The 25137-nt window shown below is 28.2% G+C and carries 23 protein-coding genes; 22 read left to right on the forward strand and 1 reads right to left on the reverse strand.

What is annotated here, in order from left to right; all coding sequences use genetic code 11:
* Nucleotides 1-43: 43 nt before the first annotated feature.
* The gene (locus tag TEGL_RS01585; protein WP_018591851.1) at nt 44-685 is read right to left on the reverse strand and encodes a Crp/Fnr family transcriptional regulator; all 642 of its coding nucleotides are present in this window, start codon (nt 683-685) and stop codon (nt 44-46) included.
* Nucleotides 686-848: 163 nt separating this feature from the next.
* Between TEGL_RS01585 and TEGL_RS01590 the strand changes: the two genes are divergently transcribed.
* The 22 genes from TEGL_RS01590 (at nt 849) to TEGL_RS01695 (ending at nt 25125) form a co-directional block, all read left to right on the forward strand.
* Complete coding sequence (locus tag TEGL_RS01590; RefSeq protein ID WP_018591850.1) at nt 849-1487, forward strand: hypothetical protein; 639 nt, start codon at nt 849-851, stop codon at nt 1485-1487.
* Nucleotides 1488-1491: 4 nt separating this feature from the next.
* The gene (locus TEGL_RS01595; protein WP_018591849.1) at nt 1492-2043 is read left to right on the forward strand and encodes a hemerythrin domain-containing protein; all 552 of its coding nucleotides are present in this window, start codon (nt 1492-1494) and stop codon (nt 2041-2043) included.
* Nucleotides 2044-2073: 30 nt separating this feature from the next.
* Nucleotides 2074-2256 (forward strand): DUF1858 domain-containing protein, encoded by a 183-nt coding sequence (locus TEGL_RS01600; protein WP_018591848.1) that lies wholly within the window; start codon nt 2074-2076, stop codon nt 2254-2256.
* 402 nt (nt 2257-2658) lie between these two features.
* Nucleotides 2659-4089 carry a glutamate:gamma-aminobutyrate antiporter gene (gadC, locus tag TEGL_RS01605; protein ID WP_018591847.1) on the forward strand — a complete coding sequence of 477 codons (1431 nt, stop codon included), beginning with the start codon at nt 2659-2661 and terminating at the stop codon, nt 4087-4089.
* A gap of 57 nt (nt 4090-4146) precedes the next feature.
* Nucleotides 4147-5550: a glutamate decarboxylase gene (locus TEGL_RS01610; RefSeq protein WP_018591846.1), complete on the forward strand. Its 1404-nt coding sequence runs from the start codon at nt 4147-4149 to the stop codon at nt 5548-5550.
* Nucleotides 5551-5768: 218 nt separating this feature from the next.
* Complete coding sequence (gene ligA, locus TEGL_RS01615; RefSeq protein ID WP_018591845.1) at nt 5769-7790, forward strand: NAD-dependent DNA ligase LigA; 2022 nt, start codon at nt 5769-5771, stop codon at nt 7788-7790.
* A 282-nt stretch (nt 7791-8072) separates the two neighbouring features.
* Nucleotides 8073-9422 (forward strand): ribonuclease PH, encoded by a 1350-nt coding sequence (rph, locus tag TEGL_RS01620; RefSeq protein ID WP_018591844.1) that lies wholly within the window; start codon nt 8073-8075, stop codon nt 9420-9422.
* A gap of 30 nt (nt 9423-9452) precedes the next feature.
* Nucleotides 9453-9911 (forward strand): metallophosphoesterase family protein, encoded by a 459-nt coding sequence (locus TEGL_RS01625; protein WP_278244920.1) that lies wholly within the window; start codon nt 9453-9455, stop codon nt 9909-9911.
* A 131-nt stretch (nt 9912-10042) separates the two neighbouring features.
* On the forward strand, nt 10043-11338 hold the full coding sequence (tig, locus tag TEGL_RS01630; protein ID WP_018591842.1) for a trigger factor: 1296 nt from the start codon (nt 10043-10045) through the stop codon (nt 11336-11338).
* Between the two features lie 66 nt (nt 11339-11404).
* On the forward strand, nt 11405-11992 hold the full coding sequence (gene clpP / locus TEGL_RS01635; RefSeq protein WP_018591841.1) for an ATP-dependent Clp endopeptidase proteolytic subunit ClpP: 588 nt from the start codon (nt 11405-11407) through the stop codon (nt 11990-11992).
* A gap of 16 nt (nt 11993-12008) precedes the next feature.
* The gene (gene clpX / locus TEGL_RS01640; protein ID WP_018591840.1) at nt 12009-13256 is read left to right on the forward strand and encodes an ATP-dependent Clp protease ATP-binding subunit ClpX; all 1248 of its coding nucleotides are present in this window, start codon (nt 12009-12011) and stop codon (nt 13254-13256) included.
* Between the two features lie 317 nt (nt 13257-13573).
* A complete protein-coding gene (gene lon / locus TEGL_RS01645) occupies nt 13574-15931 on the forward strand; it encodes an endopeptidase La (RefSeq protein WP_018591839.1) in 2358 nt (785 codons plus the stop codon).
* Nucleotides 15921-16532 carry a ribosome biogenesis GTP-binding protein YihA/YsxC gene (yihA, locus tag TEGL_RS01650; RefSeq protein WP_018591838.1) on the forward strand — a complete coding sequence of 204 codons (612 nt, stop codon included), beginning with the start codon at nt 15921-15923 and terminating at the stop codon, nt 16530-16532. Before lon ends, yihA begins: the two co-directional genes overlap by 11 nt.
* A gap of 215 nt (nt 16533-16747) precedes the next feature.
* The gene (locus TEGL_RS01655; RefSeq protein WP_018591837.1) at nt 16748-17674 is read left to right on the forward strand and encodes a chemotaxis protein; all 927 of its coding nucleotides are present in this window, start codon (nt 16748-16750) and stop codon (nt 17672-17674) included.
* Nucleotides 17675-17887: 213 nt separating this feature from the next.
* Nucleotides 17888-18964: a PRK06851 family protein gene (locus TEGL_RS01660; RefSeq protein ID WP_018591836.1), complete on the forward strand. Its 1077-nt coding sequence runs from the start codon at nt 17888-17890 to the stop codon at nt 18962-18964.
* Nucleotides 18965-19101: 137 nt separating this feature from the next.
* Nucleotides 19102-20493: a GspE/PulE family protein gene (locus tag TEGL_RS01665; RefSeq protein WP_018591835.1), complete on the forward strand. Its 1392-nt coding sequence runs from the start codon at nt 19102-19104 to the stop codon at nt 20491-20493.
* 11 nt (nt 20494-20504) lie between these two features.
* On the forward strand, nt 20505-21683 hold the full coding sequence (locus TEGL_RS01670) for a type II secretion system F family protein (protein ID WP_018591834.1): 1179 nt from the start codon (nt 20505-20507) through the stop codon (nt 21681-21683).
* 18 nt (nt 21684-21701) lie between these two features.
* The gene (locus tag TEGL_RS01675) at nt 21702-22073 is read left to right on the forward strand and encodes a prepilin-type N-terminal cleavage/methylation domain-containing protein (protein WP_018591833.1); all 372 of its coding nucleotides are present in this window, start codon (nt 21702-21704) and stop codon (nt 22071-22073) included.
* Between the two features lie 185 nt (nt 22074-22258).
* Complete coding sequence (locus TEGL_RS01680) at nt 22259-22933, forward strand: hypothetical protein (protein ID WP_018591832.1); 675 nt, start codon at nt 22259-22261, stop codon at nt 22931-22933.
* Nucleotides 22934-23371 (forward strand): hypothetical protein, encoded by a 438-nt coding sequence (locus tag TEGL_RS01685; protein WP_018591831.1) that lies wholly within the window; start codon nt 22934-22936, stop codon nt 23369-23371.
* Between the two features lie 2 nt (nt 23372-23373).
* Nucleotides 23374-23832 carry a hypothetical protein gene (locus TEGL_RS01690; protein WP_018591830.1) on the forward strand — a complete coding sequence of 153 codons (459 nt, stop codon included), beginning with the start codon at nt 23374-23376 and terminating at the stop codon, nt 23830-23832.
* A gap of 264 nt (nt 23833-24096) precedes the next feature.
* The gene (locus TEGL_RS01695; RefSeq protein WP_018591829.1) at nt 24097-25125 is read left to right on the forward strand and encodes a YecA family protein; all 1029 of its coding nucleotides are present in this window, start codon (nt 24097-24099) and stop codon (nt 25123-25125) included.
* Nucleotides 25126-25137: the final 12 nt, after the last annotated feature.

Raw genomic sequence — 25137 nt, forward strand, 5'->3', positions numbered from 1 at the left:
CTACACTAGCTTTTTACTATTAAATTAGTAAAGTCAAGTCTATTTACTCGGCTAAAATATTTTCTATTTCTGCCAAATCTAAAATTTTAATATGACTTCTTGAATAATCAATAAGCCCCATGTCTTTCAGATTGATTAATTCACGAGAAAGGGAAGGTCTAGTTATACCTAAAGATTCAGCAATCTTTTCTTTAGTCATTTTTAGCTTAATATTTTGGCTATTCTGTAGCTTGTATTCTGTAATTAAGAAGTTACAAATTTTTTGCTTAATGCTATTAAATGTTAAATTAGTAATAGAATTATTTAAAACAAAAATCTTGTTACTTAAATCATTTAAAAACATTTCTAAAAAGTCGCTGTGAGAAGTACAGAATCTTATAAAGTTATCCTTACTTATAAACATTATTTTAGAAGCAGTAGAAGAAACAACTGTTGCTGGATATAAATTAATATCAGAAAAAGCAATAACTTCTCCAAAAATATGACCTTTGCCAAATGATGATACATGTATTATCTTAGTTCCCAATATTCTTTTTATATCAATATTCCCATCTAAAATTAAACCTATGGAAGAGCAAGTATCTCCTTCCATGGCTATAATATGATTTTTTGCATAGGTTTTTATTGTATAGTTAGCATCTTTAAAAAGATCTAAAATATATTCTTCGCTTTTATCTCTAAACATTTTAACTCCTTAAAATAATAAATTTATTACTATAGATTTTATCATAAAAATGTAAATTTTATGTAAATGTAACATATGTTACAGAATGAAAGCTAATATTAAGGTATTATAAGTACAAATAATACAAAAGATAAGAAATACAAAATATAAAGGAGACGTGCTTATGAGTTTATTTTTAGGAAAAATACATTACTGGTTATTCAATAAAATTTTATGGTTTGAGAAACTAGAAGATAAAATAATAAATTTAGCAAAAGAAGAAGGATTTGAGGTTGAAAAATTAGGTGCTGAAATTCAAAATAAATATGGAGAAAAACTACCTAATAAACCATTAGAAGAGTTAATAGAAACAAGCAATATTCATGGGTGGTTACAAAACCAAATTCACTGTGCTGAAAGAAGAATGGCAGCTTGGACAAAATTATTAATAGAAGCTGATGAAAAAAATTATTCTAAATTAGAAGAAATTTATAAATCACAGGGAATAGTAGCAGCTAATGAGATAAAATCAGAAGGCAGACTACCATTTACACCAGAAGAATTATTTAACTGTATAAATGACTATATTTTAGATGGAATGCCTTGTGATAGGGTTAATGAAGTTATATTGAAAGATGAAGATAAAATAGAATGGGTACAAAGGATTTGTGTTCATAAAGATATATGGGAAGAGGTAGGATGTAAAGTAGATTATTTTTATGATTTAAGAAACGCTTGGATAAAATATTTCGTAAATGAGCTAAATAATGACTATGAATATGATTTAAAAGAGGGGAATACAAAAACAATAAAAAGGAGATAAATCAATGGATGGAATTGAGTTATTAATAGAAGAACACAAATATGTAAAAAGAATGCTTCTAGTAATAAGAAAAGCATGTTTTAAATTAGTAGAAGATGGACAAATTAATTATGACGATTTTAAAAGCATGATAAATTTTGTGAAAAATTTTGCAGATAATCATCATCATAAAAAGGAAGAAATATTTTTGTTTAATAAAATGGTGGAAAATTTAGGAGAAACGGGTAAAAATATAATTACCCACGGTATGCTAGTAGAACATGACCTAGGTAGAAATTATATAAGGAATTTAGAATTAGCTTTAAATCAATTAAAAAGTGGAAATAAAGAAGCGAAATTAGATGTTGTAGCAAATGCTATTTCCTATACAACTTTATTGGAAAATCATATTCATAAAGAAGATAACGTAATATTTACTTATGCAATGAGAACATTAGATGAAAAATTACTAAAATCAATAGATAAAGAATGTTTTGAATATGAAGAAAAAAATTCTATCACTAGAGAAGAAAATATTGGTATACTTAATAATCTAGAAGAAAAATATATAAAATAAAAAATTTAAAACAATAAGGAGATTAAAACTATGATAACTAAAAATAATACAATTGGTGAAATAATACAAATGAATCCAGAAGCAGCTGAAATACTAATGAGATTTGGAATGGGATGCATAGGTTGTCCTTCAGCTCAGGTTGAAACTTTAGAACAAGCTTCTGAAGTACATGGACTAAATTTAGAAGAATTATTAGCCGCATTAAATGCATAATAACAAGATTAAACTCTTAGGAAAAATCCTAAGAGTTTTTTAGTGTTTTAGAAAATATCTACTTTTATAATTGTAAAAGTAGATATTTTTTTAATTTTTTTTACTAATACATTATTATGGGTTATTTTGTTAAAAAAATACAATAAAATACTTTAAAAAGATTGTTTTATTACAAAAAACGACAAAAGAACAATATATGAAAAATAGTTAAAATAAATAAGGTAATATTAATTCCTTGCAAATTATAATGTCAGTAAAATAAGAAATTTAACAATTTTACGAAGTTTATCATATGTGTTTTAAAGAAAATTTGGCGGGTAACTAAATATTATGAACATAATAAATATAAAATGTTCTTGATGTAATGAAATATAAAAAATAAATAATTAGGAGATGGTTAGAATGAATGATGCACAAGCATCTCAAAAACATTCACTAACATTGTTTGCATTCTTTGCAATGACTGCATCAATGGTTATGACTGTTTATGAATATCCTACATTTGCAACATCAGGATTCCATTTGGTATTCTTCCTTTTACTTGGAGGTATATTATGGTTTCTACCAGTTGCTTTATGTGCAGCAGAAATGGCAACAGTTGACGGTTGGCAAGAGGGTGGTATTTTTGCTTGGGTTGGAAACACATTAGGTGAGAAATTTGGGTTTGCAGCAATATTCTTTCAATGGTTTCAAATAACAGTTGGATTTGTAACCATGATTTATTTTATTTTAGGTTGCGTTTCATATATATTTAATTGGGATGCACTAAATAATGTTCCACTAATTAAGTTTATTGGTGTATTAGTGATTTTCTGGGTCCTAACTTTTTCACAGTTAGGTGGTACTAAAAATACAGCTAAAATAGCAAAGGCTGGATTTATATTTGGTATCTTAATACCAGCAATAATATTATTTGGATTATCAATTACATATTTACTTCAAGGTAATCCTGTAAATGTAAAAATAGGAGCACAATACTTCATACCTGATTTTTCTAAGGTAAATACATTAGTTGTATTTGTTTCATTTATACTTGCATATATGGGAGTTGAAGCTTCAGCTTCTCATGTAAATGAATTACAAGATGCTAAGAAAAATTATCCATTAGCTATGATTATATTAGTTATTCTTGCAATACTTTTAAATACTATTGGTGGATTAACAGTTGCAGCCGTAGTTCCGCAAAGCCAATTAAGCTTAAGTTCAGGCGTTGTTGAGACATTTGAAGCATTAGTACTGCACTTTATGCCTCATGGAACATGGATTGTAAAAATAATTGCTATATTATTAGCATTAGGAGTAATGGGTGAAGTTAGTGCATGGGTTGTAGGACCTTCTAAAGGTATGTATGCTGCAGCACAACAAGGCATTTTACCTAAAAAATTAACAAAAACTAATGAACATAATGTTCCTATTAATTTAGTTTTCGTACAAGGAGTAGTAGTTACAATATGGGCTGCCGTTCTTACATTTGGTGGCGGAGGAAATAACGTATCATTCCTTACAGCTATATCATTAACAGTTGTAATATATTTAGTTGGATACTTATTATTCTTCATAGGGTATTTTGCATTAATCCTTAAAAAACCTGATTTAAAACGTGCTTATCACGTTCCAGGAGGAAAAACATTTAAATTAGTAGTTGCGACATGTGGATTAGTAACATCAATATTTGCATTAGTTATCTCATTTGTACCACCGGCTCAATTAACTGGCAAAAGTGCTCATGAATATTTAACTATACTAATAATAAGTTTTATTATTACAGTTTTAATACCATTTGTAATATATCAATTTACATCTAAAAAAAGAGATGTAAAAACAATAAATTAGGCAACATGTTTTAAATATATATATTAATTAATTATTCAAACAGAGGAGGTTTTAAACATGTTATTTGGAAGAAATGATAAATTAGGAGATAGTTATGAAACACCGGTATTTGGATCAACAGAATCTGGCTCTAGTATACCAAAGGATATATTAGGGAAAAATTCTATTGCCCCAAAAACGGCATACAGATTAATTAAAGATGAGTTAATGAATGAAGGGAATGCAAGACTTAATTTAGCAACATTCTGCCAAACATATATGGAAGATGAAGCAACTAAGCTTATGGCAGAAACATTAGAAAAAAATGCTATAGATAAATCAGAATATCCACAAACAACAGAAATGGAAAATAGATGTGTAAATATGATAGCTAACTTATGGCATGCTCCAAAAGATATGAATTATCTAGGAACGTCAACTGTGGGTTCATCAGAAGCATGTATGCTTGGTGGCATGGCTATGAAATTTAGATGGAGAAACAGAGCTGAAAAATTAGGAATAGATATAACTAAGAGAAAACCAAACTTAGTAATTTCATCAGGATTTCAAGTTTGTTGGGAAAAATTCTGTGTATACTGGGATATAGAAATGCGTTTAGTACCAATGGATGAAGAACATATGAGTTTAAATATAGATAAAGTATTAGACTATGTGGATGACTATACAATAGGTGTTGTAGCATTACAAGGTATAACTTACACAGGAAAATTTGATGACATAAAAGCATTAGATGCATTACTAGAAAAATATAATAAAACAGCAAAAATAAGTGTTCCAATACATGTTGATGGAGCATCAGGAGGACTATTTACTCCATTCATAGATCCTGATATGGAGTGGGATTTTAGATTGAAAAATGTAGTATCAATTAGTACATCAGGACATAAATATGGATTAGTTTATCCAGGTATAGGTTGGGTAATCTGGAAAGATGAAGAGTACTTGCCAAAAGAACTAATATTTGAAGTAAGTTACTTAGGTGGAACAATGCCAACAATGGCAATAAACTTCTCAAGATCAGCAAGTCAAGTTATAGGACAATATTATAACTTCTTACGTCTTGGATTTGAAGGATATAGAGAAATACATCAACGTACAAAAGATGTTGCAATGTATTTATCAGATGAAATAGAAAAAATAGGATTATTTAAAATATATAACAATGGTGAAAACTTACCAATTGTATGTTATAGATTAGTTGATGAAGCTAACGTAGAATGGACATTATATGATTTAGCAGACAGATTAGCGATGAAAGGGTGGCAAATACCTGCTTATCCATTACCAGAAAACTTACAAGACACTATAATACAACGTATAGTATGTAGAGCTGACTTAAGTCATGACATGGCTGAATTATTTATAAGAGACCTTAAAACAGCTATAAAAGACCTAGATAATGCAAATGTATTAGTTCATGGTAAAGAAACAGTTAAAAAAACATACGGATTTACACACTAGAAAATTAAAAGCAGCTAGGACCATAAAGTTTGGAACTAGCTGTTTTTTTAGTATGATTTTTTAAATTTTATTTTCAAAATCCAAAGTTATTATATTACAAGTTAGCTTTTGTAATATAATAATTATTATATATTTGTAAATAAAATTTGAAATGATATACTAAAAAAAAGAATTATAGAAAATACTAAAAAGAGATACTTAAATAAGGAGATTATATTATGAATGTAGAAAGAAGAATATCTGAACTTATTGATTTAATAAATTACCACAATGAAAAATACTATAACGAAGATACACCAGAGATAGAAGATTTTGAATATGACAATTTAATGAAAGAATTAATTAAGTTAGAAGAGGAAAATCCAATGCTAAAGAGGGTTGATTCTCCATCAAATAGAGTAGGAGGAAAGGCTCTAGATAAATTTGATCAAATAGTACATAAATATCCTATGTTAAGCTTATCAAATGCGTATTCATCACAAGACTTAAGAGATTTTGATAGAAGAGTTAGAGACACTGTGTCGGGAAAAGTAGAATATGTTATAGAGTTTAAAATAGATGGATTATCAGTAAGTCTTACTTATGAAAATGGAGAGTTTGTAAAAGGTGCTACTAGAGGTGATGGTGTAGTAGGAGAAGACATAACTAAAAATTTAATGACAGTAAAATCTATACCTTTGAAAGTAGATTACAAAGATGAATTAATAGTAAGAGGAGAGGTGTATATTTCAAAAGATAATTTTGAAAAAATAAATAAGCAACAAGAGGAATCTGATCAACCGTTATATGCCAATCCGAGAAACTTAGCTGCTGGTTCTCTAAGACAATTAGATCCTAAATTAACAGCTAAAAGACCTCTTGATATATTTATATTCAATTTAGAACATTTAGCTGATGATGATTGTAAAACTCATAGCGGTTCTCTTGAGTTACTAGACAAATTGGGATTCTCTGTAAGTCCAGACTTTAAAGTATTTTATAATATTGAAGATGTTATAAAATATATCGAATACTGGACAGATCATAGAGAAGAACTAAAGTATGGAATAGATGGAATGGTTATTAAGGTTAATGACTTTGAGCAAAGAGAACAAATGGGATTCACAGCAAAAAGTCCAAGATGGGCAATTGCTTATAAATTCCCAGCGGAAAGGAAAACAACAAAGTTATTGGATATAATTATAGAAGTTGGAAGAACAGGAAATATAACACCAACAGCTGTTTTAGAACCAGTTAAATTAGCAGGAACGACAGTAAGTAGAGCAACACTTCATAACGAAGACAATATAAAAGAAAAAGATATAAGAATTGGTGACATGGTTGTGGTTCAAAAAGCTGGAGATATAATACCACAAGTTGTAGAAGTGGACAAAGAAGTTAGAACAGGCGAAGAAATTATTTTTGAAATGCCTCATAAGTGTCCTGTTTGTGGAGAACCAACAGTAAGGTTAGATGGAGAAGCAGCAGTAAAATGCATAAATATATCTTGTCCTGCTCAAATTAGAAGAGGTATTATTCACTTTGTTTCTAGAGATGCTATGAATATAGACGGCCTAGGTGAGTCAATAATAACATTACTATTAGAACAAAATCTTATAAAAGATGTTTCTGATTTATATTACCTTAAAAAAGAAGATGTAGTAAATTTAGAAAGAATGGGAGAAAAATCAGCAACAAACCTTATAAATGCTCTAGAGAAGTCTAAGGCAAATGACTTGTACAGGCTAATAAATGGATTAGGGATAAAACACATAGGCGTTAAAGGTGCAAAAATTATTGCCAATGAATTTAAGGACTTAGATGTGATAATGAATTTAAATACAAATCAACTTATTAATTTAGAAGAATTTGGTGAAACTATGGCTGATAGTGTAGTTGAATTTTTCAAAGAAGAAAAAAATATTTCTGTAATAAAAAAATTAAAAAATGCAGGTGTAAATACCAAAATAATTGACAATGATAATGAAGGCGCTATAAAAGTATTTGATAAAATGAAAATTGTATTAACTGGAACTCTACCAACGCTTAAGAGAAACGATGCAAAGGATATAATAGAAAAGTTAGGTGGAAAAGCAACTTCAAGTGTTAGTAAGTCAACATCATTTGTTCTTGCAGGAGAAGAAGCTGGTTCAAAACTTACAAAAGCAAATGAACTAGGAGTGAAGGTAATAGATGAAGAAACTTTCATTAACTTATCTAAATTATCTTCTAAGGAAGAAGTATTAGAAAGTTTGAAATAATGGAAAAATAATATACATAATATCTTTGAATAAAGGAGCCATTATTTTGTAGTAAATTAAATTGAATAGTGCTAAAATTATAACTATGAATAGATTAGAATAAGTATTGAAATAATAGATATTTTCAAAAACAACTATAAGATTCTAATATAATAAGCGAAGTAAATTTTAAGCAACGGATTTATACGAAGCGAATTTTAAGTAGCAGATATGTCTGAAGTGATAGCAAAGATATATTGTTGACGTTATGAGCAAAGTGAATTTTGCAAGAAAGGAAAAATAATGATTAGAATTGATGGGAGAAAATTTGATCAAATTAGAGACGTAAAAATCACAAGAAACTTCACAAAGTATGCAGAAGGTTCTGTTTTAATAGAAATGGGAGAAACAAAAGTTGTGTGTACAGCTTCAATAGAAGAAAAAGTGCCTCCTTTTTTAAGAAATACTGGAACAGGTTGGATAAATGCAGAATATTCAATGTTGCCTAGATCAACTCAACAAAGAAAAATAAGAGATTCTTCAAAGGGAAAAATTGATGGAAGAAGTCAAGAAATACAAAGATTAATAGGTAGAGCAATAAGATCTGTTGTAGATTTAAACAAACTTGGTGAAAGAACTATTTGGGTTGATTGTGATGTTATTCAAGCTGATGGAGGAACTAGAACTGCTTCTATAACAGGAGCATTTGTAGCTGTTGCTGAGGCAATTTATAAATTATATAGCGATGGCTTAATCAAAAAAATGCCTATACAAAACTTTGTGTCTGCTATAAGTGTTGGTATAGTCAATAATGAGTGTTTACTTGATATATGTTATGAAGAAGATTCAAATGCACAAGTGGATATGAATATAATAATGACTGACAGATGTGAGTTTGTAGAAGTTCAAGGTACTGGAGAAGAAAGACCTTTTTCTAGAAAAGATTTAAATAAGTTGTTAGAACTAGGAGAAAAAGGGAATAAAGAACTTATAAGGATACAAAGAGCAGCATTAGAAGAAGTTGCTGATGAAATATTAGGAATGGATTATGGCAACGATATAGTTATTTCTACGGGAAATGCACATAAATTAGAAGAAATAGGTGCAATACTAAAAGATTTAGATTATAATATATATTCTCTAAAAGATGTAAATTTAGACGATTTAGATATTGAGGAAAATGGAAAAACATTTGAGCATAATGCCTTAATAAAAGCAAGGACTGTTGCTAAACTTACTAATATGATAACAATAGCTGATGATTCGGGGTTAGAAGTAGATGCCATAGGAAAAAAACCAGGCATTTACTCTGCTAGATATGCTGGAGAAAATGCAACAGATGAAGAAAATAGAGAAAAATTATTAAAGGCTTTGAAAAATACTCCAATAAGTCATAGAACTGGAAGATTTGTTTGCTGTATTGCAGTAGTATTTCCAGATGGTAAGGAATTTGTAGTTAGAGGAACTTGTGAAGGAACTATAGCTTTCGAAGAAAAGGGTAAGAATGGATTTGGATACGATAGTTTATTCATAGTTGATAATTACAATAAGACTTTTGCAGAATTACCATCAGCGGTCAAAAATGGTATAAGTCATAGAGCGAAAGCTTTAGAACTTATGAAGGAAGAACTTTCAAGAAGAGTTATAAGATAATAAAGGATAAAATATATGAAAATATGAATAATTAGTGATACTCATGGAGATATGAGAATTATAGATAAAGCAATTCCATATTTAAATAAATGCGATTTAATTATTCATGCTGGTGATTATATTGATGATGCAGAATACATATATTATTCAACAGAAGTGAATGTTAAAAGTGTAAAAGGAAATTGTGACTCATATAATATGGATGGACATTATGAATTAAAATTTTCAGTTGAAAATAAAAATTTTTTTGTATGTCATGGTCATAATCATGACGTTAAAATGGGTATTAACTCATTATATAGATTTGCAAAAGATAATAATATTGACTTTGTAGTATTTGGACACACTCATATTCCTATATATGAAACAATAGACAATATTACCTTTATAAACCCAGGTAGTCTTGCACATCCAAGAGGTGGCAGTGATAGATCTTTTGGAATATTAACATTGGACGATAATATTTCATATGAAGAAATAAAAATATAAACAAGAAGTGTTGAAATTAAGGGAACACTTGTAAATAAAAAACCTTGTATGATATAATTAAAGAGTTACCTATAAATTAGAATTATAATTTATAAAAATCATTACATAAGATATTTAGGAGGATAAAGTTAATGAAAGTAGAATTAATTAAAACAGAAGGCAATAAAGTAAGTTTTAAATTAACTGTAGATAACGATAAATTTGAATCGGCAATAGTTAAGGCTTACAATAAGAATAAAGGGAAATATAATATACCAGGATTCAGAAAAGGTAAAGCACCTAGAAAAATAATCGAAACTAACTACGGAAAAGGTGTATTCTATTCTGATGCAATAGACATACTATTCCCAGAGGTATATCCATCTGCTATAGATGAATTAAAAATAGATCCAATCGATGCTCCATCAATAGATATAGAAGAAATAAGTAAAGACAACGGATTAGTTATATTAGTTGATGTAGAAGTTAAACCATCTTTTGAATTAGGTGAGTACAAAGGCGTTGAAGTAGAAAAAGTTGAAGAAGCTATAAACGAAGACGCTGTTACTGCTAAATTAGAAGAAATGAGAGAAAAAGGATCAAGATTAGTATCTGTTGAAAGAGAAATAGCTAATGGAGATACTGCTAACATAGATTTCGAAGGATTTGACGGAGAAGTTGCATTCGAAGGTGGAAAAGGTGAAAATTATGACCTAGTTATAGGTTCAGGATCATTCATACCAGGATTTGAAGAGCAATTAGTTGGTAAAAAAGTTGGAGAAGAATTAGAAGTTAATGTTACTTTCCCAGAAGAATACCATGCTGAAAACTTAGCTGGAAAACCAGTTGTTTTCAAAGTTAAAGTAAATGATGTTAAAGTAAAAGAATTACCAGAGTTAAATGATGAGTTTGCTGCTGATACTACTGAGTTCAACACTTTAGAAGAATTAACAGCTGATGTTAAAGCTAAAGTTGAAGTAGAAGCTGCAGAAGCTGCTAAAAATGAATTAAGAAACAGAGTTATAGAAAAAGTTGTAGCTAATACAGAAGTAGAAGTTCCAGAGGCTATGGTTAAAAATGAAATAGAAAATCAAATGATGGAGCTTAACTATCAATTACAATACCAAGGATTTGGAATGGAGCAATTCTTACAAATGACTGGTAAAACTATGGAAGAATTTAAAGCTGAATTTGCTGCTAACAGAAGAGATGAAGCTGTAAGAAATGTTAAAACTTCATTAGTTATAGAAGCAATAGCTAAAGCTGAAGATGTTCAAGTTAGCGAAGAAGAAGTTGATGCAGAAGTACAAAAAATGGCTGAATCATATAACATGACTGTTGAGCAAGTTAAAGAAGCTTTAAGACCGACTGATCTAAAAGACATGGAAGGTCAATTAAAAATAAGAAAAACTATAGATTTATTAGTTGATAGTGCTAAAATAGCTTAATTCTTTACAGTAGTCCCCCCGGACTACTGTAAATTATATATTAAACATTCAGAGGGGGTATGATTTATGGCATTAGTACCTACAGTAGTAGAACAAACAGGAAGAGGAGAAAGAGCCTATGATATATATTCTAGATTATTAAAAGATAGAATAATATTTTTAGGTGATGAAGTAAATGATGTAACTGCTGGACTTGTAGTGGCTCAACTACTTTTCTTAGAAGCTGAAGATCCAGATAAAGACATACATCTATATATAAATTCCCCAGGTGGAAGCGTTACAGCAGGTATGGCTATATATGATACTATGCAATATATTAAACCTGATGTAAGCACAATATGTATAGGTATGGCAGCATCTATGGGTGCATTTTTATTAAATGCTGGAGCAAAAGGCAAAAGATATGCTCTTCCAAACAGCACAATAATGATACATCAACCATTAGGTGGTGCAAAAGGTCAAGCAACAGATATAGAAATTCATGCTAAATGGATTTTACAAATAAAAGAAAGATTAAATCAAATTCTTTCTGAGAGAACAGGTCAACCATTGGATAGAGTTAAGGCTGACACTGAACGTGACAACTTTATGAGTGCAATGGAAGCCAAGGAATATGGGTTAGTTGACGAAGTCATAGAGAAAGCCCATAGTTAGGAAAGAGGTGCTTGTTATGTCAAAATACGAAGAAAAAAGACAACTGAAATGTTCATTCTGCGGGAAAACACAAGATCAAGTAAGAAGATTAATTGCAGGTCCTAACGTTTATATATGTGATGAATGTGTAGAACTTTGTGATGAAATCATTCAAGAAGAAATTGAAGAAACAATGGAAGAGGATACTACATCTCTACCAAAACCTAAAGAAATGATGGATATTCTTAATGACTATGTAATTGGTCAAGAAAGAGCTAAAAAAATATTATCAGTTGCGGTTTATAACCACTATAAAAGAATATATAGTAAAAAATCTACAACTAAAGATATAGAAATACAAAAGAGTAACATCCTTTTACTTGGACCAACAGGTTCTGGAAAGACACTACTTGCTCAAACTTTAGCTAGAACACTAAATGTTCCATTTGCAATGGCAGATGCTACTTCTTTAACAGAAGCAGGATATGTAGGTGAAGACGTTGAAAATATACTACTAAAACTTATCCAAGCAGCTGATTTTGACATAGAAAAAGCAGAAAGAGGAATAATCTACATTGATGAAATAGATAAAATTGCTAGAAAGTCAGAAAATCCATCTATTACGAGAGATGTAAGTGGTGAAGGCGTTCAGCAAGCTCTTTTAAAGATTCTAGAAGGAACTGTAGCTAATGTTCCGCCACAAGGAGGAAGAAAACATCCTCATCAAGAATTCCTAAAAATAGATACTACTAATGTGTTATTTATTTTAGGTGGTGCCTTTGATGGTATAGAAAAAATAATTCAAAGACGTGGAACAGAAAAGACAGTAGGATTTGGTGCTAAAATTGAAAGTAAGAAAGATACAGATTTAGGAAAAATATATGCAAAAGTTCTTCCTGAAGACTTACTTAAATTTGGTATAATACCAGAATTTATAGGTAGAATACCTGTAGTTGCTACATTAGAGTTACTAGATGAAGATGCTTTAATGAGAATTCTGCAAGAACCTAAAAATGCTCTAGTTAAACAATATAAAAAATTATTTGAACTAGATAGTGTTGATTTAGAATTCGATGACGATGCTCTAAGAGCTATAGCTAGAAAAGCTATAGATAGAAATACTGGAGCTAGAGGTCTTAGAAGTATAGTTGAGAGTGTTATGATGGAAACTATGTATGAAATTCCATCAAGAGAAGACATCAAGAAAGTAATAGTTACGAAAGAATCTGTTGCTGATGAAACACAACCAATTATGGTTCTTAAAGATAAAGAAGAAAGTGCATAATTAATATAAAAAGGAGCTTATATATTAATAAGCTCCTTTTAATTTCCAACTACTTGATTAAGGTGTTTTGACAACTTGTAACTTAAGCAAGGGAATTATTAAATTTAGTTTTATTATGCTAAATTAATACGTACTTTATATGTAGCTTTGATTATGAACAAAATAAATATTTATAAATGAATTATTATTTTATTAATATAGCATAATAAAATTAACCTAGATTATGCATATTGCTATGTTGATTTGTGTTGAAAATTAACATACATAAATATATAATATAAAAAGCAAAGAAAATAGCACTTTAAGGAGTGATAATGATGGAACAAAATTATACTAAAATTGACCATGAGTTACCATTGATACCTTTAAGAGGATTAGCAATATTTCCATATATGATATTAAACTTTGATATAGGCAGAGAAATGTCATTAAAAGCATTAGATCAAGCTATGTTAGAAGATGAACTAGTATTTTTAACTTCGCAAATAGAAGCAGAAATAGATGAACCTACAACAGAAGATTTTTATCATGTTGGAACTATTTGTAAAGTTAAACAAGTTATCAAACTACCTGGAGATACAGTTCGCGTTTTAGTAGAAGGAGTATCTAGAGGTAAAGTTAAAGAAATAGACGAAGAAGATGGATACTTTAAAGCTATAGTAGAAGAAATAATATACGACCAAGAAAACGAAGAAGTAGATATAGAAGTAGAGGCATTTGTAAGAAATGTTTTTGATGCATTCGAAGAATACATAAATATAGGAAATAGAGTTTCACCAGAAATATTAGTATCTCTTGGAGAAATAGAAAATGTTGACAGGTTTATAGATACTATTGCATCTAATATTTACCTAAAAGCAGAACAAAAGCAAGAGATTCTTGAAGAGTTTGATATAGTTAAAAGATTAGAGTTATTATATAAAATTCTGTTAGAAGAAATAGATATCTTGAAAATAGAAAAGAAAATAACACTAAGAGTTAAGAAGCAAATGAACAAGGTTCAAAAAGAGTACTACCTTAGAGAACAATTAAAAGCTATACAAAAAGAATTAGGAGAAGATGAAGACTTAACTTCTGAAGTTGAAGAATATAAAGAAAAACTTAAGAAAATTAAAGCGCCTAAGGAAACAAAGGAAAAAATAGAAAAAGAAATTAATAAATTTTCTAGAACATCTCCTCAGTCTCCAGATTCATCAGTAAGCAGAACATATTTAGATGCTATATTCTCACTACCATGGAATAAAGAGACAAGAGATAAACTTGATTTAAAAAATGCTAGAGAAATTTTAGATGAACAACATTATGGATTAGAAAAAGTTAAGGATAGAATATTAGAATACTTAGCTATAAGAAAATTATCCAAATCCCTAAAAGGACCAATAGTTTGTTTAGTTGGACCTCCAGGTGTTGGTAAAACTTCCATAGCAAAATCTATAGCAGAAGCCTTGGGTAAAAAATTTGTAAGAATATCTTTAGGTGGAGTAAGAGATGAAGCTGAAATAAGAGGACATAGAAGAACTTATGTAGGGTCTATACCAGGTAGAATAATCAATGGTATAAAAGAAGCTCAAACTAAGAATCCAGTGTTCTTATTAGATGAAATAGATAAAATGGCAGCTGATTACAAAGGAGATCCATCTTCAGCAATGCTTGAAGTTTTAGATCCAGAACAAAATAAAACATTTGTTGATCATTACTTAGAAGTACCTTTCGATTTATCAAAAATACTATTTGTTACTACAGCAAATAGCTTAAGTACAATACCAGGTCCATTACTTGATAGAATGGAAATAATAGAAGTATCAGGTTATATTGAAGAAGAAAAACTTAATATAGCACAGAAATACTTACTTCCAAAACAAATCAAAGAGAATGGATTAAAAGAAGGATTTGTAACAATAGAAGAATCAGCAATGAGAGATATAATAAACTATTACACAAGGGAAGCAGGAGTTAGAACTCTAGAGCGTACTATAGGTAAAGTTTGTAGAAAAATTGCTAAAAAATTCGTTGAAGATCCATCACTAGAAAGTGTTTTGGTAACATCTAAAGATTTAGAAGGATATCTAGGAAGAGATAAATATCTATATGATTTAGCAGGAACAAAACCAGAAGTGGGTATAGTAACAGGCCTTGCATGGACTTCAGTAGGTGGAGTTACACTTCCTGTAGAAGTAAATGTATTAAAAGGAAAAGGACAAGTTGTATTAACAGGATCACTTGGTGATGTAATGAAGGAATCGGCTAGAACAGGTATATCTTATATAAGATCTATAGCAGATAAATTTGATATAGACCAAGATTTCTACAAAACAGAAGATATTCATATACATTGTCCAGAAGGAGCAACTCCAAAAGATGGACCATCTGCAGGTATAACTATGGCTACTGCAGTAATTTCTGCATTAACTAAAATTCCTGTTAGATGTGATATAGCTATGACTGGTGAAATAACTCTTAGAGGTAGAGTAATGGTTGTAGGTGGAGTTAAAGAAAAGGTACTTGCAGCACATAGAGCTGGTATTAAGAAGATTTTAATACCAAGAGAATGTGATTCTCAATTAGATGAAATACCTGAAAATGTAAAAGAAAAACTAGAAATTGTTCTTGTTGACCATATGGATCAGGTTTTAGAACATGCTTTAGTAAAAGACGGTGATAAAAATGAAAATTAGAAGTTCAGAAATAGTAGTAAGTGCAATAAAAAAAGATCAATATCCTGCAGAAGGACTACCAGAGATAGCTTTAGTTGGAAGATCAAACGTAGGAAAATCTTCAGCTACAAATGCTTTATTAAACAGAAGAAATTTTGCTAGAACAAGTCAAACTCCTGGTAAAACAAGAACTATAAACTTTTATAAAATAAATGAAGAATTTTATTTTGTTGACCTTCCTGGTTATGGTTATGCTAAAGTATCAAAATCAGAAAAGGATAAATGGGGAGTTATAATGGAGAGATATCTACAAGATAGACAAGAATTATGTGCTATTTTCTTACTTGTAGATATAAGACATGAGCCAACAAATGATGATGTTATGATGTATGAATGGGTAAAACACTTTGGATATAACTGTGTTATTATAGCAACAAAAGCAGATAAAATATCTAGAGGACAATATCAAAAGCATATAAGCATAATAAGAAAAAAATTACAGCTTGAAAAAGATGAAAAAATAATACCTCTTTCTTCTTCTAAGAAAACAGGAGTAGAAGATGTATGGAACGAAATAATAGCTCAATATGAAGAACATGGTTATGAAATAACAGTTGATTAGTATGAAATTGTGCTGAAATGTGAATTAACATTTCAGCACAATTTTTTTATTTAAGAAAATTATAATTCTAAAAAATTAAATTAATCAAAATAAATGCTATAGTTTATAAAAGTTTAGACGTATTATTAATACAGAGAAACATTATAATTATGAGACAGAAAAATAAATAAACTATTTAAAAATATATATAAATTTAAAAATATAGGAGTATGATAATGCAATATACAGAGAGTGTTAGTCAAACAAAAATATTATTAGAATCGGGAACTAATGAACTTGAAATAATGGAGTTTACAATAGGAGAAGAATTATTTGGAATAAACGTAGCTAAGGTACGTGAGATATTAAGAGCTCAAGAAGTGAAAAAAATGCCAAACTCACATGAAGTAGTAGAAGGAATATTTAAGCCTAGGGATGAAATAATAACTGTCATAGATTTAGGTAAATATTTAAATATACCTAGAACTGGCAGTGGAACACATGACATTTTTATAAAAACTAATTTTAATAAATTAGTTTTTGCTTTTCATGTTGAGGCCGTTGTTGGAATAGGTAGAGTTTCGTGGGAAAAAATAAGAAAGCCAGATAAAATCATATATGGTGGTGGTGAAGGCGTTGCAACAGGTATTGCTGAACATAACGACAAATTAATAACTATATTAGATTTTGAAAAAATAGTAGCTGAAATAAGTCCTGAGTCTAGTATTCAATATGATGAGATAGATAAACTAGGAAAACGAGAAGATTCTTATAAGCCAATATTAATAGTTGAAGATTCAACATTACTTTCAAAAATGATATGTGATTGTATGAATAAAGCAGGTTATAGAAATATAATAAAAATGGATAATGGTCAGGATGCGTGGAAATATTTAAGTGAAGTTAAAGAAAGTGGAGAACCAATATCAAATCATGTGAGATGCATAATATCTGATATAGAAATGCCTCTAATGGATGGCCATAGATTAACTAAATTGGTAAAAGAAGATCATGATCTTAAAAACATACCACTTATATTATTTTCATCACTAATAAGTGATGAAATATACGCAAAAGGTAAAGAACTTGGAGCAGATGAACAAATAACAAAACCAGAGATCGGTAATCTTGTTAGTGTTGTTGATAGGCTTATAAATAAATAATACTTTTAAATATTTAAAAATTAACTCATATTATACTTACATGAAGCATTATAGAACTAGTGTTTTTGTAGTTGATATGGGTATTTTTATATAAAATACTATGTAACCTAGATTTTCTGCATATGCATATATTATATAAATGCTAGAAAAGCGGTAACCAAATGGCTACCAATATAATAATATAAAAGGTAGAATATTTTAGGGGGCATGAATATGAAAGGCAAAATTAGAAAGATATTTCCTGGAGCAAATACAAGTAACGGATTTTATTCCTTTTTTGATTATATTATTCCAAAAGATGCAAATAGAATTTTTTGTTTAAAAGGAGGACCTGGAGTTGGAAAATCATCTCTAATGAAAAAAGTAGCACGCGACTTTTCAGAAAGAGGATATGATGTAGAAGTATTTCCATGTTCATCTGATCCAGGTTCATTAGATGCTGTTGTAGTAAAAAAACTAAAAGTTGTATTGTTAGATGCAACAGCACCACATGTTGTTGATCCTAAAATACCAGGTGCTATAGATGAAATAGTTAATTTCGGTGATTTTTGGAATGCAGATAATTTAGAAAAAAATAAGGAAGAAATAGTTCAATGTAATAAAGAAATAGGATCATGTTTCCAAAGGGCGTTTAAATATTTAAAGGCAGCAGAGCCTATTTTTTATGACATAGAAAGCAAAAATATGGATATAATGGATTTTGGTAAACTTAACAAATTCACAGATGAATTTATAGAAGAAATATTTAAAGGGATAGAAAACAAAGATGAATTATCTGTTCCTAGACATTTATTTGGAACAGCCATAACTCCAATAGGTCATATTGACTATTCAGATAGCTTGCTTCAAGATGCTAAAAAAGTTTATTACCTTGATGGAACAATAGGTTATGGGAAAACTACTTTTTTAAAGAGAATATATGATAAAGCAATATTAAAAGGATTAAAAGTAGAAGTATTTCACTATCCTCTTATACCAGAAAAAATAGAATCAATAATGATAACAGACTTAGGAATAGCAATAACTACAAGCTCTTTATTTAAAGATAAGGATGAAATTAACCTAGGTGAATTTATAGATAAAGAAAAAATATATAATCATAAAGAAGAGCTAGAAGTAGATGAAAAAATATTAGATGAATTAATTAATTATGCTATTTCTAATTTGAAAAAAGCAAAATCAAATCATGATGTAATTGAAAACTACTATATACCAAATATGGATTTTGACAAGGTCAATCAGTTAAAAGAGGAATTAGTAGAACGAATTCTAAAATATGAAAATAAATAGTTAAGATAAAAAGCTATGATATTAAATGAAAAAATTCATTTTGATATCATAGCTTTTATTATTTTGGTTAAAATAAGAGTTTATATCTGTATAAATAAGAACTTAAGTGTTGATAATCATAGTAGATATTTATTTTAATGGAGGTGATTAAAATTACAACATCAGAAGCGGATTTATCCATATTAGTACCAGAAAAGCTTGCAAGGAAATATAATTTGTTTCCTATGGAGCTATATGAAGATTCTTTAATAATAGGAATAGAAGAAGAAAACATATATGCATCTCAAGATTTAAAGTTAGTTACAGGAAAGAACATAATTCTAAAACAAGTATCAGGAGAAGAGGTTTTAGAAAATATTGAACTATGTTATGGAGATTCAATTGATATAGATGATGATTATGCTAACTATTTATTTCAAGACATTTTACAAAAAGCTGTAAAAGAGAAAGCCAGCGATATACATATTGAACCTTTCAGTGATTTATTAAAAATTCGTATGAGAGTGGATGGCAATATGAAAGAAATGTTGAATTTAGAGCTGGATTTATACCCACCTCTTTCATCTGTAGTAAAATACAAAGCTAATATGGATATTACAGAAAAAAGATTACCTCAAGACGGAAGAATAGACGTGAAAATTAAGGATTCATTAATAGATATTAGGATTTCAACTGTGCCAACTACTTATGGAGAAAAAATAGTGCTTAGACTCTTAAGTAGAGATTCTTTTCTTAAAACAAAGGAAGAACTAGGATTTTCTAAAGATGCTATAGAAAAAATTCAAGAAATAATAAATAAAAAGACAGGCATATTGCTTGTTACTGGTCCAACAGGAAGCGGAAAAACTACAACTGTATATTCTATTTTAAAGAATTTGAGAAATATAAGTAAAAATATCATGACCATTGAAGACCCTATTGAATACAAAATGGAAGGTATAAATCAAATACAGGTAAATCACAAAGTAGGCCTTACTTTTGAAAAAGGGTTAAAAGCAATCCTAAGACAAGACCCAGATATTATTATGGTTGGTGAAATTCGAGATATAGAAACAGCAAAAACGGCCGTAAGGGCAGCAATTACAGGTCATTTAGTAATAAGTACCCTTCATACTAACGATGCAGTTTCATCTATAGCTAGATTAATTGACATGGAAATTCCACCATACTTATTAAATGCATCTTTGATTGGCATTATATCTCAAAGATTAGTAAGAAAAGTATGTGAAAACTGTAGTAATGAAGTTATTATCAACCAAAATGAGAAAAAAACAATTTATACAGCTATTCCTATTGGATGCGAAGAGTGTTCATATACAGGATACAATGGTAGAACTGTAGCTTTTGAGATTTTGTCTATAGATGATGAAATACGAAATGGAATTCAAAAAAATAAAGAAGCAAAAGATATAAAAAATATAGCTGTTAAAAATGGAATGATTGCCTTTGAGGATACTTATTCTTATTTAATTAAAAATAAGATAACAACGTTAGAAGAATGTATCATGAGCAAAGAAATTATTAATTAGGAGAAAAAATATTGTATAAATGCATAATTTACGATGAAGAAAATAATAGAAAAGTTTTAAAACTAAATATTGATAGCAAAGAGGGAGTATATTCTTATGCTAATAAGAACAGATTTAAAGTAGTAAATATTAAGGAGAGAAAATCATTTCTTAAAGGCATGAAATTAAAAAACAAGGATTTAAAAGTTTTTTCAAAAGAAATGAGTATCCTCTTAAAATCAGGATGTGAGATATCTAAAATTTTAAGAATATTAATAGATGAATCAGATGATAAAGTAAGGATTGTGCTAAGAGGAATACTTGGAGATATTGAAAGAGGTAATTCAATAAAAGAGTCATTTGAAAATACGAAGGCCTTCTCCAATTTTTACATAAGCATGATAGCAGCAGGAGAAATAAGTGGTAACTTAGATGATGTTATGGACAAACTAGCTATTTATTATGATAAAGAAAATAAATTGAGAAATAAGATTATAAGTATATTAATTTATCCAACTATATTAATAATAACAATGATTATATCTTTTATATTTATTTTACTTTTTTTAATTCTTAACTTTGAAGATATTTATGCAGATAATAACATGAGAACACCAAGATTAACTAAAATACTAATATTTTTGTCTCATTTATTTAGGGATGATTTTCTTTTAATTATAATTGTTAATTTGATTTTAGTAGGTGGATTAATATATCTCAAGAAAAACAATGATAAGTTTAATGAAATGATAAATAAGTTTATATTTAAAGTTCCAATTGTAAAAACATATATGAAATTAATTATTAGCAACAAATTTATAAAAGCTTTATCAATTTTAATATCCAGTGGTGTACAAATTGTAGACTCAATTGAAACATCAGCAAAAGTAATGAGCAATGAGTATATATATTTGAAAATATGTAAAGCAAATGAGCTTATTAGAAAAGGTAATAGCATAGGCTATTCTCTGAAAACAGTGGAAGAATTACCATCCTTACTGTTATCAATGATAACCATAGGAGAAGAAAGTGGAAAACTAGATACAGTGTTAAACACGGTTACTGAGTACTATGAAAATGAGCTAGATTCAAAACTTGAAATTGGGACAAAATACTTTGAAAACTTTATCACTTTAGTTATAGGAGTAGCTGTAGGTATAATTGTTATATCTATGATGGTACCAATGTTTGATGCTGTATCAGCTATTTAAAAAAAGGAGGAAATAGTAATGTTTAAATTAAAGAATAAAAAGAAAAGAAGGGGATTTACCCTGATTGAAATGGTGATAGTTATTACTATAATAGGAATTTTATCTAGTATTGCAGTAACAAAATATTCAAAAGTGCAAGAGAATGCAAAGAAAAATGCTGATTATGCTACAGCTGCCAATTTAGCAACAGCAGCAATGATATCTGTAAGTGATGGAAATACATCAGTCCAACCAAACAACTTACAAAGTGATGGATACATTCAATTTGTACCAGCTGCAAAATCAGTAAAAGGCGGCTCATTTGATGTAACGGCACAAGGAGATTCTGTAACAGTTAAGATAGGTACTGAAACATTTTATCCAAAGCCTAATGAAACTAACACAAATTAGTACCTCAACAATATAATTAATAATAAATTTGTGGAGGTGATTTTATAAAGGAATATCTTGTTGTAAACATTAATAATGAAAATACAGAAATATTATTAATAAGAAAAAATAGAAATAAGTACAATGTACATAATAAATTAATATATGAAAAGGGGAGCATTAGCTTAAATCATAAAGAAAACAATATGTACGAAGATGAAGTAGCTCAAATGATAAAGGAAAATATAAATTATAAGTTGAAAAATATATATTTCAATATACAAAATGATGAAATTATTATTAGAAATATACCAAATATAAATTCTAAAAGAGAAAAAGAAATCATTCAGCTAATTAAATATGAAATAGGTGACCATATATCTTTAGATTTACAAAATTATGTAATAAAATATAAAAAAATTATCAATACTAAGGGAAAAGGATCAATACAAGGAATATTATTTCCCAAGAAATATGTAGACATATGCAAATCTATAAGCAAAAAGTTAAAAATTAAGAAAAAATACTTATATATTAATTTTGACATTTTACAAAAACTGATTGATATTAAAGTTATTGATTTATTGCAAGATGGTTATGAAAAAATAACCATAATAGAAAATAGGAAAAAAGATATGGTTTTAAATACAGTTTGCAATAAAAAAATTATTGAATCTTATGTAGTGGATAAAGCTAATAGCCAGTATTCTATTAATCAGTTTTCATATAATAATACATACTATTATGGAATAAATGATGATTTTATAGAAAATCTACAAATAAAAAAATTAGACATTAAGAATAAATTAATTTCAAACAATAGTGAAGAGATTGTAGACGTGACAGTAGACAATTTATTAGCTTGGGGGATGATAGTATAAATGAAAAAGAATAAAAATATCAATTTTTTGAAAGAAGAAAAAAAAGAAGAAAAAATTTTTAAGTGTACTGTAATAATATTAATGTACTTATTAATTTTTCAAACTTATACAAATATAAAAGTGGTTAATAATTTAAAAGAAGAAATTAATAACACTAAATTAATGACTCAATCTAATGAAGTATTAAAATCGAAAAATAAAAAGAGTACATTAATAAAAGATACAAATAAAATATATGATTTGTTAGGTTTTCCAAATGTTGAGAAACTATCGATTGAAAACAATAAAGTAAGTATAGAAGGTAAATGTAAAAACTTAAAAAAGCTAGATGAATTAAAATCTATGGATAATATAAAAAATTTTTCTATAGCTAGTGTGGAAAATAAAAATAATAAATTATATTTTCATGCAGTATATGAAGTAGGAGGTTCTGAATAACTTTGAAGAATAAAAAAGAATTTAAAAAAATATGCATAGCAATAATAACCTTTATAGTAGTTAGCATAGGTGTTTCTTATCCTATAAACAATAAAATTAATGCTTTGGAACAGGAAAAAACTAAACTAACAGAAACTAAGCCTCAATATAAAGGTGACTGTTATGATGAAACAATGGATTTAAGTGATGATATAGTAATTAAGATAATTGGGAAAATAGATTCTAGTTTAGATATTAATTTTGTTAATAAATTTGATGAAACTGATGAAAATAATAAATCATATTCATCAATTGAATTAAGTGTGTCTGGAAATTTAGATAAAATTAAAGAAATAGAAAGTGTTTTAAATGATTTGAATCTAAATTATAAAATTGAAAAGATGGATATAAAAAATGCTAAAGATGAAAAGGGAAATGAAAAGAATTATGTAGATTGCATGATGACGTTTAAAGTCATATAAAGTAATATGATAAGGTAATAATTTATGAATTGGGGTTTTATGAAAATTTACAATGAAAATGGTAGTACGATTGTTAATAAATTTAAAAGGATAATAGCTTAATTTCTAGAAAATTATTATTAAAGTATGGAAGTCTAAAAGATTATATGAAACTATAAAAAGCAGATTTACAATAATAATTAACAATATAAATGAATGATAAATTCTAATATAGGATCAAGTATAAATGGCCGTGCTTAAAAATAGTAAAGGAGTGAAGATAACTTGATAGGTAGAAATGAACTATGTCCTTGTGGTAGTGGAAAAAAATATAAAAAATGCTGTTTACAAAAAAATCAGTTAGTAGAGTTTACAAGAAACAAAATATTATATGCAAAAGGCTTGTATAAAAATATGGAAAATAAAATATATGAATATTCTAAGACATCAAGTTTCTACAGTGATAGAGAAGAGTGTTCCAAGAAATTTTATATTTCACAAAAAATTAACTCTACAATAGACAAGCTATATAATAGATATTTCATGTATGATTATAGAAACAATGAGGGAAACACTATAACTAAAATGTTTATAGACGATAATAAACTAACTTTAAGTAAAAATCAAAGAAATTTATTATCAGCAATGGTTAAAGCCAATATAAGCATATTTAAGATTGAAGATATAGGAATTACAAAATCAATAATTAGAGACTATTTTAATGATAATAAAATAGTAGTGGAAGATGTTGATGCTTTTAAAAATTTAAATGTTGGCGAAAGTATAATAGGAAGAACGGTAAATGTTCAAGGAATGAATATATTAGTTGATGAATGTATAAAGATATCAGATAAAAACCTAAAAATTATGCTTGATAATATTAAGGAATTATACAAGTCTAACAGTAAAAAAACAAAGAGTATAAAAGAATTTGTAATTTATAATAGTGAATTAATTTATAAATTTGGACAACAAATACTACTAAATAATAAATCACCTATTTCAAACCCATTAAATACTCAAGTTAAAAATGAAATAGAAAGTAAAGAGAGTAACAATTCAGATATATACATATATGATGCATTAATACATAACATGGAAGAAAAATATCTACAAAAAGGATTAGATTTATGGAAAGAGTTTATTAAATCTAATAAATCTATAAAAGGTAGCGAAAATGGATGGGCTGCTGCAATAGAATATTATATAAAAAAGGATGCAGGCGAAATTATAACTCAAGCTCAAGTATCTGAAAAATATGAAATAAGCCCTCGTACACTAGGTAAAAGATATAAAGAATTAAGAGCATCATAAAATTTATTACTA

It is taken from the genome of Terrisporobacter glycolicus ATCC 14880 = DSM 1288, assembly GCF_036812735.1.
Classification (GTDB): Bacteria; Bacillota; Clostridia; order Peptostreptococcales; family Peptostreptococcaceae; genus Terrisporobacter; species Terrisporobacter glycolicus.

Excerpts from the sequence above, each read along its gene's own strand:
- ligA (WP_018591845.1), top strand. The coding sequence starts at position 5,769 with ATGAATGTAGAAAGAAGAATATCTGAACTTATTGATTTAATAAATTAC.
- TEGL_RS01675 (WP_018591833.1), top strand. The coding sequence starts at position 21,702 with ATGTTTAAATTAAAGAATAAAAAGAAAAGAAGGGGATTTACCCTGATT.
- TEGL_RS01610 (WP_018591846.1), top strand. The coding sequence starts at position 4,147 with ATGTTATTTGGAAGAAATGATAAATTAGGAGATAGTTATGAAACACCG.
- rph (WP_018591844.1), top strand. The coding sequence starts at position 8,073 with ATGATTAGAATTGATGGGAGAAAATTTGATCAAATTAGAGACGTAAAA.
- TEGL_RS01600 (WP_018591848.1), top strand. The coding sequence starts at position 2,074 with ATGATAACTAAAAATAATACAATTGGTGAAATAATACAAATGAATCCA.
- tig (WP_018591842.1), top strand. The coding sequence starts at position 10,043 with ATGAAAGTAGAATTAATTAAAACAGAAGGCAATAAAGTAAGTTTTAAA.
- TEGL_RS01680 (WP_018591832.1), top strand. The coding sequence starts at position 22,259 with ATGTACGAAGATGAAGTAGCTCAAATGATAAAGGAAAATATAAATTAT.
- TEGL_RS01595 (WP_018591849.1), top strand. The coding sequence starts at position 1,492 with ATGGATGGAATTGAGTTATTAATAGAAGAACACAAATATGTAAAAAGA.
- clpP (WP_018591841.1), top strand. The coding sequence starts at position 11,405 with ATGGCATTAGTACCTACAGTAGTAGAACAAACAGGAAGAGGAGAAAGA.
- TEGL_RS01590 (WP_018591850.1), top strand. The coding sequence starts at position 849 with ATGAGTTTATTTTTAGGAAAAATACATTACTGGTTATTCAATAAAATT.
- TEGL_RS01665 (WP_018591835.1), top strand. The coding sequence starts at position 19,102 with ATGGAGGTGATTAAAATTACAACATCAGAAGCGGATTTATCCATATTA.
- TEGL_RS01655 (WP_018591837.1), top strand. The coding sequence starts at position 16,748 with ATGCAATATACAGAGAGTGTTAGTCAAACAAAAATATTATTAGAATCG.
- TEGL_RS01585 (WP_018591851.1), bottom strand. The coding sequence starts at position 685 with ATGTTTAGAGATAAAAGCGAAGAATATATTTTAGATCTTTTTAAAGAT.
- TEGL_RS01660 (WP_018591836.1), top strand. The coding sequence starts at position 17,888 with ATGAAAGGCAAAATTAGAAAGATATTTCCTGGAGCAAATACAAGTAAC.
- yihA (WP_018591838.1), top strand. The coding sequence starts at position 15,921 with ATGAAAATTAGAAGTTCAGAAATAGTAGTAAGTGCAATAAAAAAAGAT.
- lon (WP_018591839.1), top strand. The coding sequence starts at position 13,574 with ATGGAACAAAATTATACTAAAATTGACCATGAGTTACCATTGATACCT.
- clpX (WP_018591840.1), top strand. The coding sequence starts at position 12,009 with ATGTCAAAATACGAAGAAAAAAGACAACTGAAATGTTCATTCTGCGGG.
- TEGL_RS01685 (WP_018591831.1), top strand. The coding sequence starts at position 22,934 with ATGAAAAAGAATAAAAATATCAATTTTTTGAAAGAAGAAAAAAAAGAA.
- gadC (WP_018591847.1), top strand. The coding sequence starts at position 2,659 with ATGAATGATGCACAAGCATCTCAAAAACATTCACTAACATTGTTTGCA.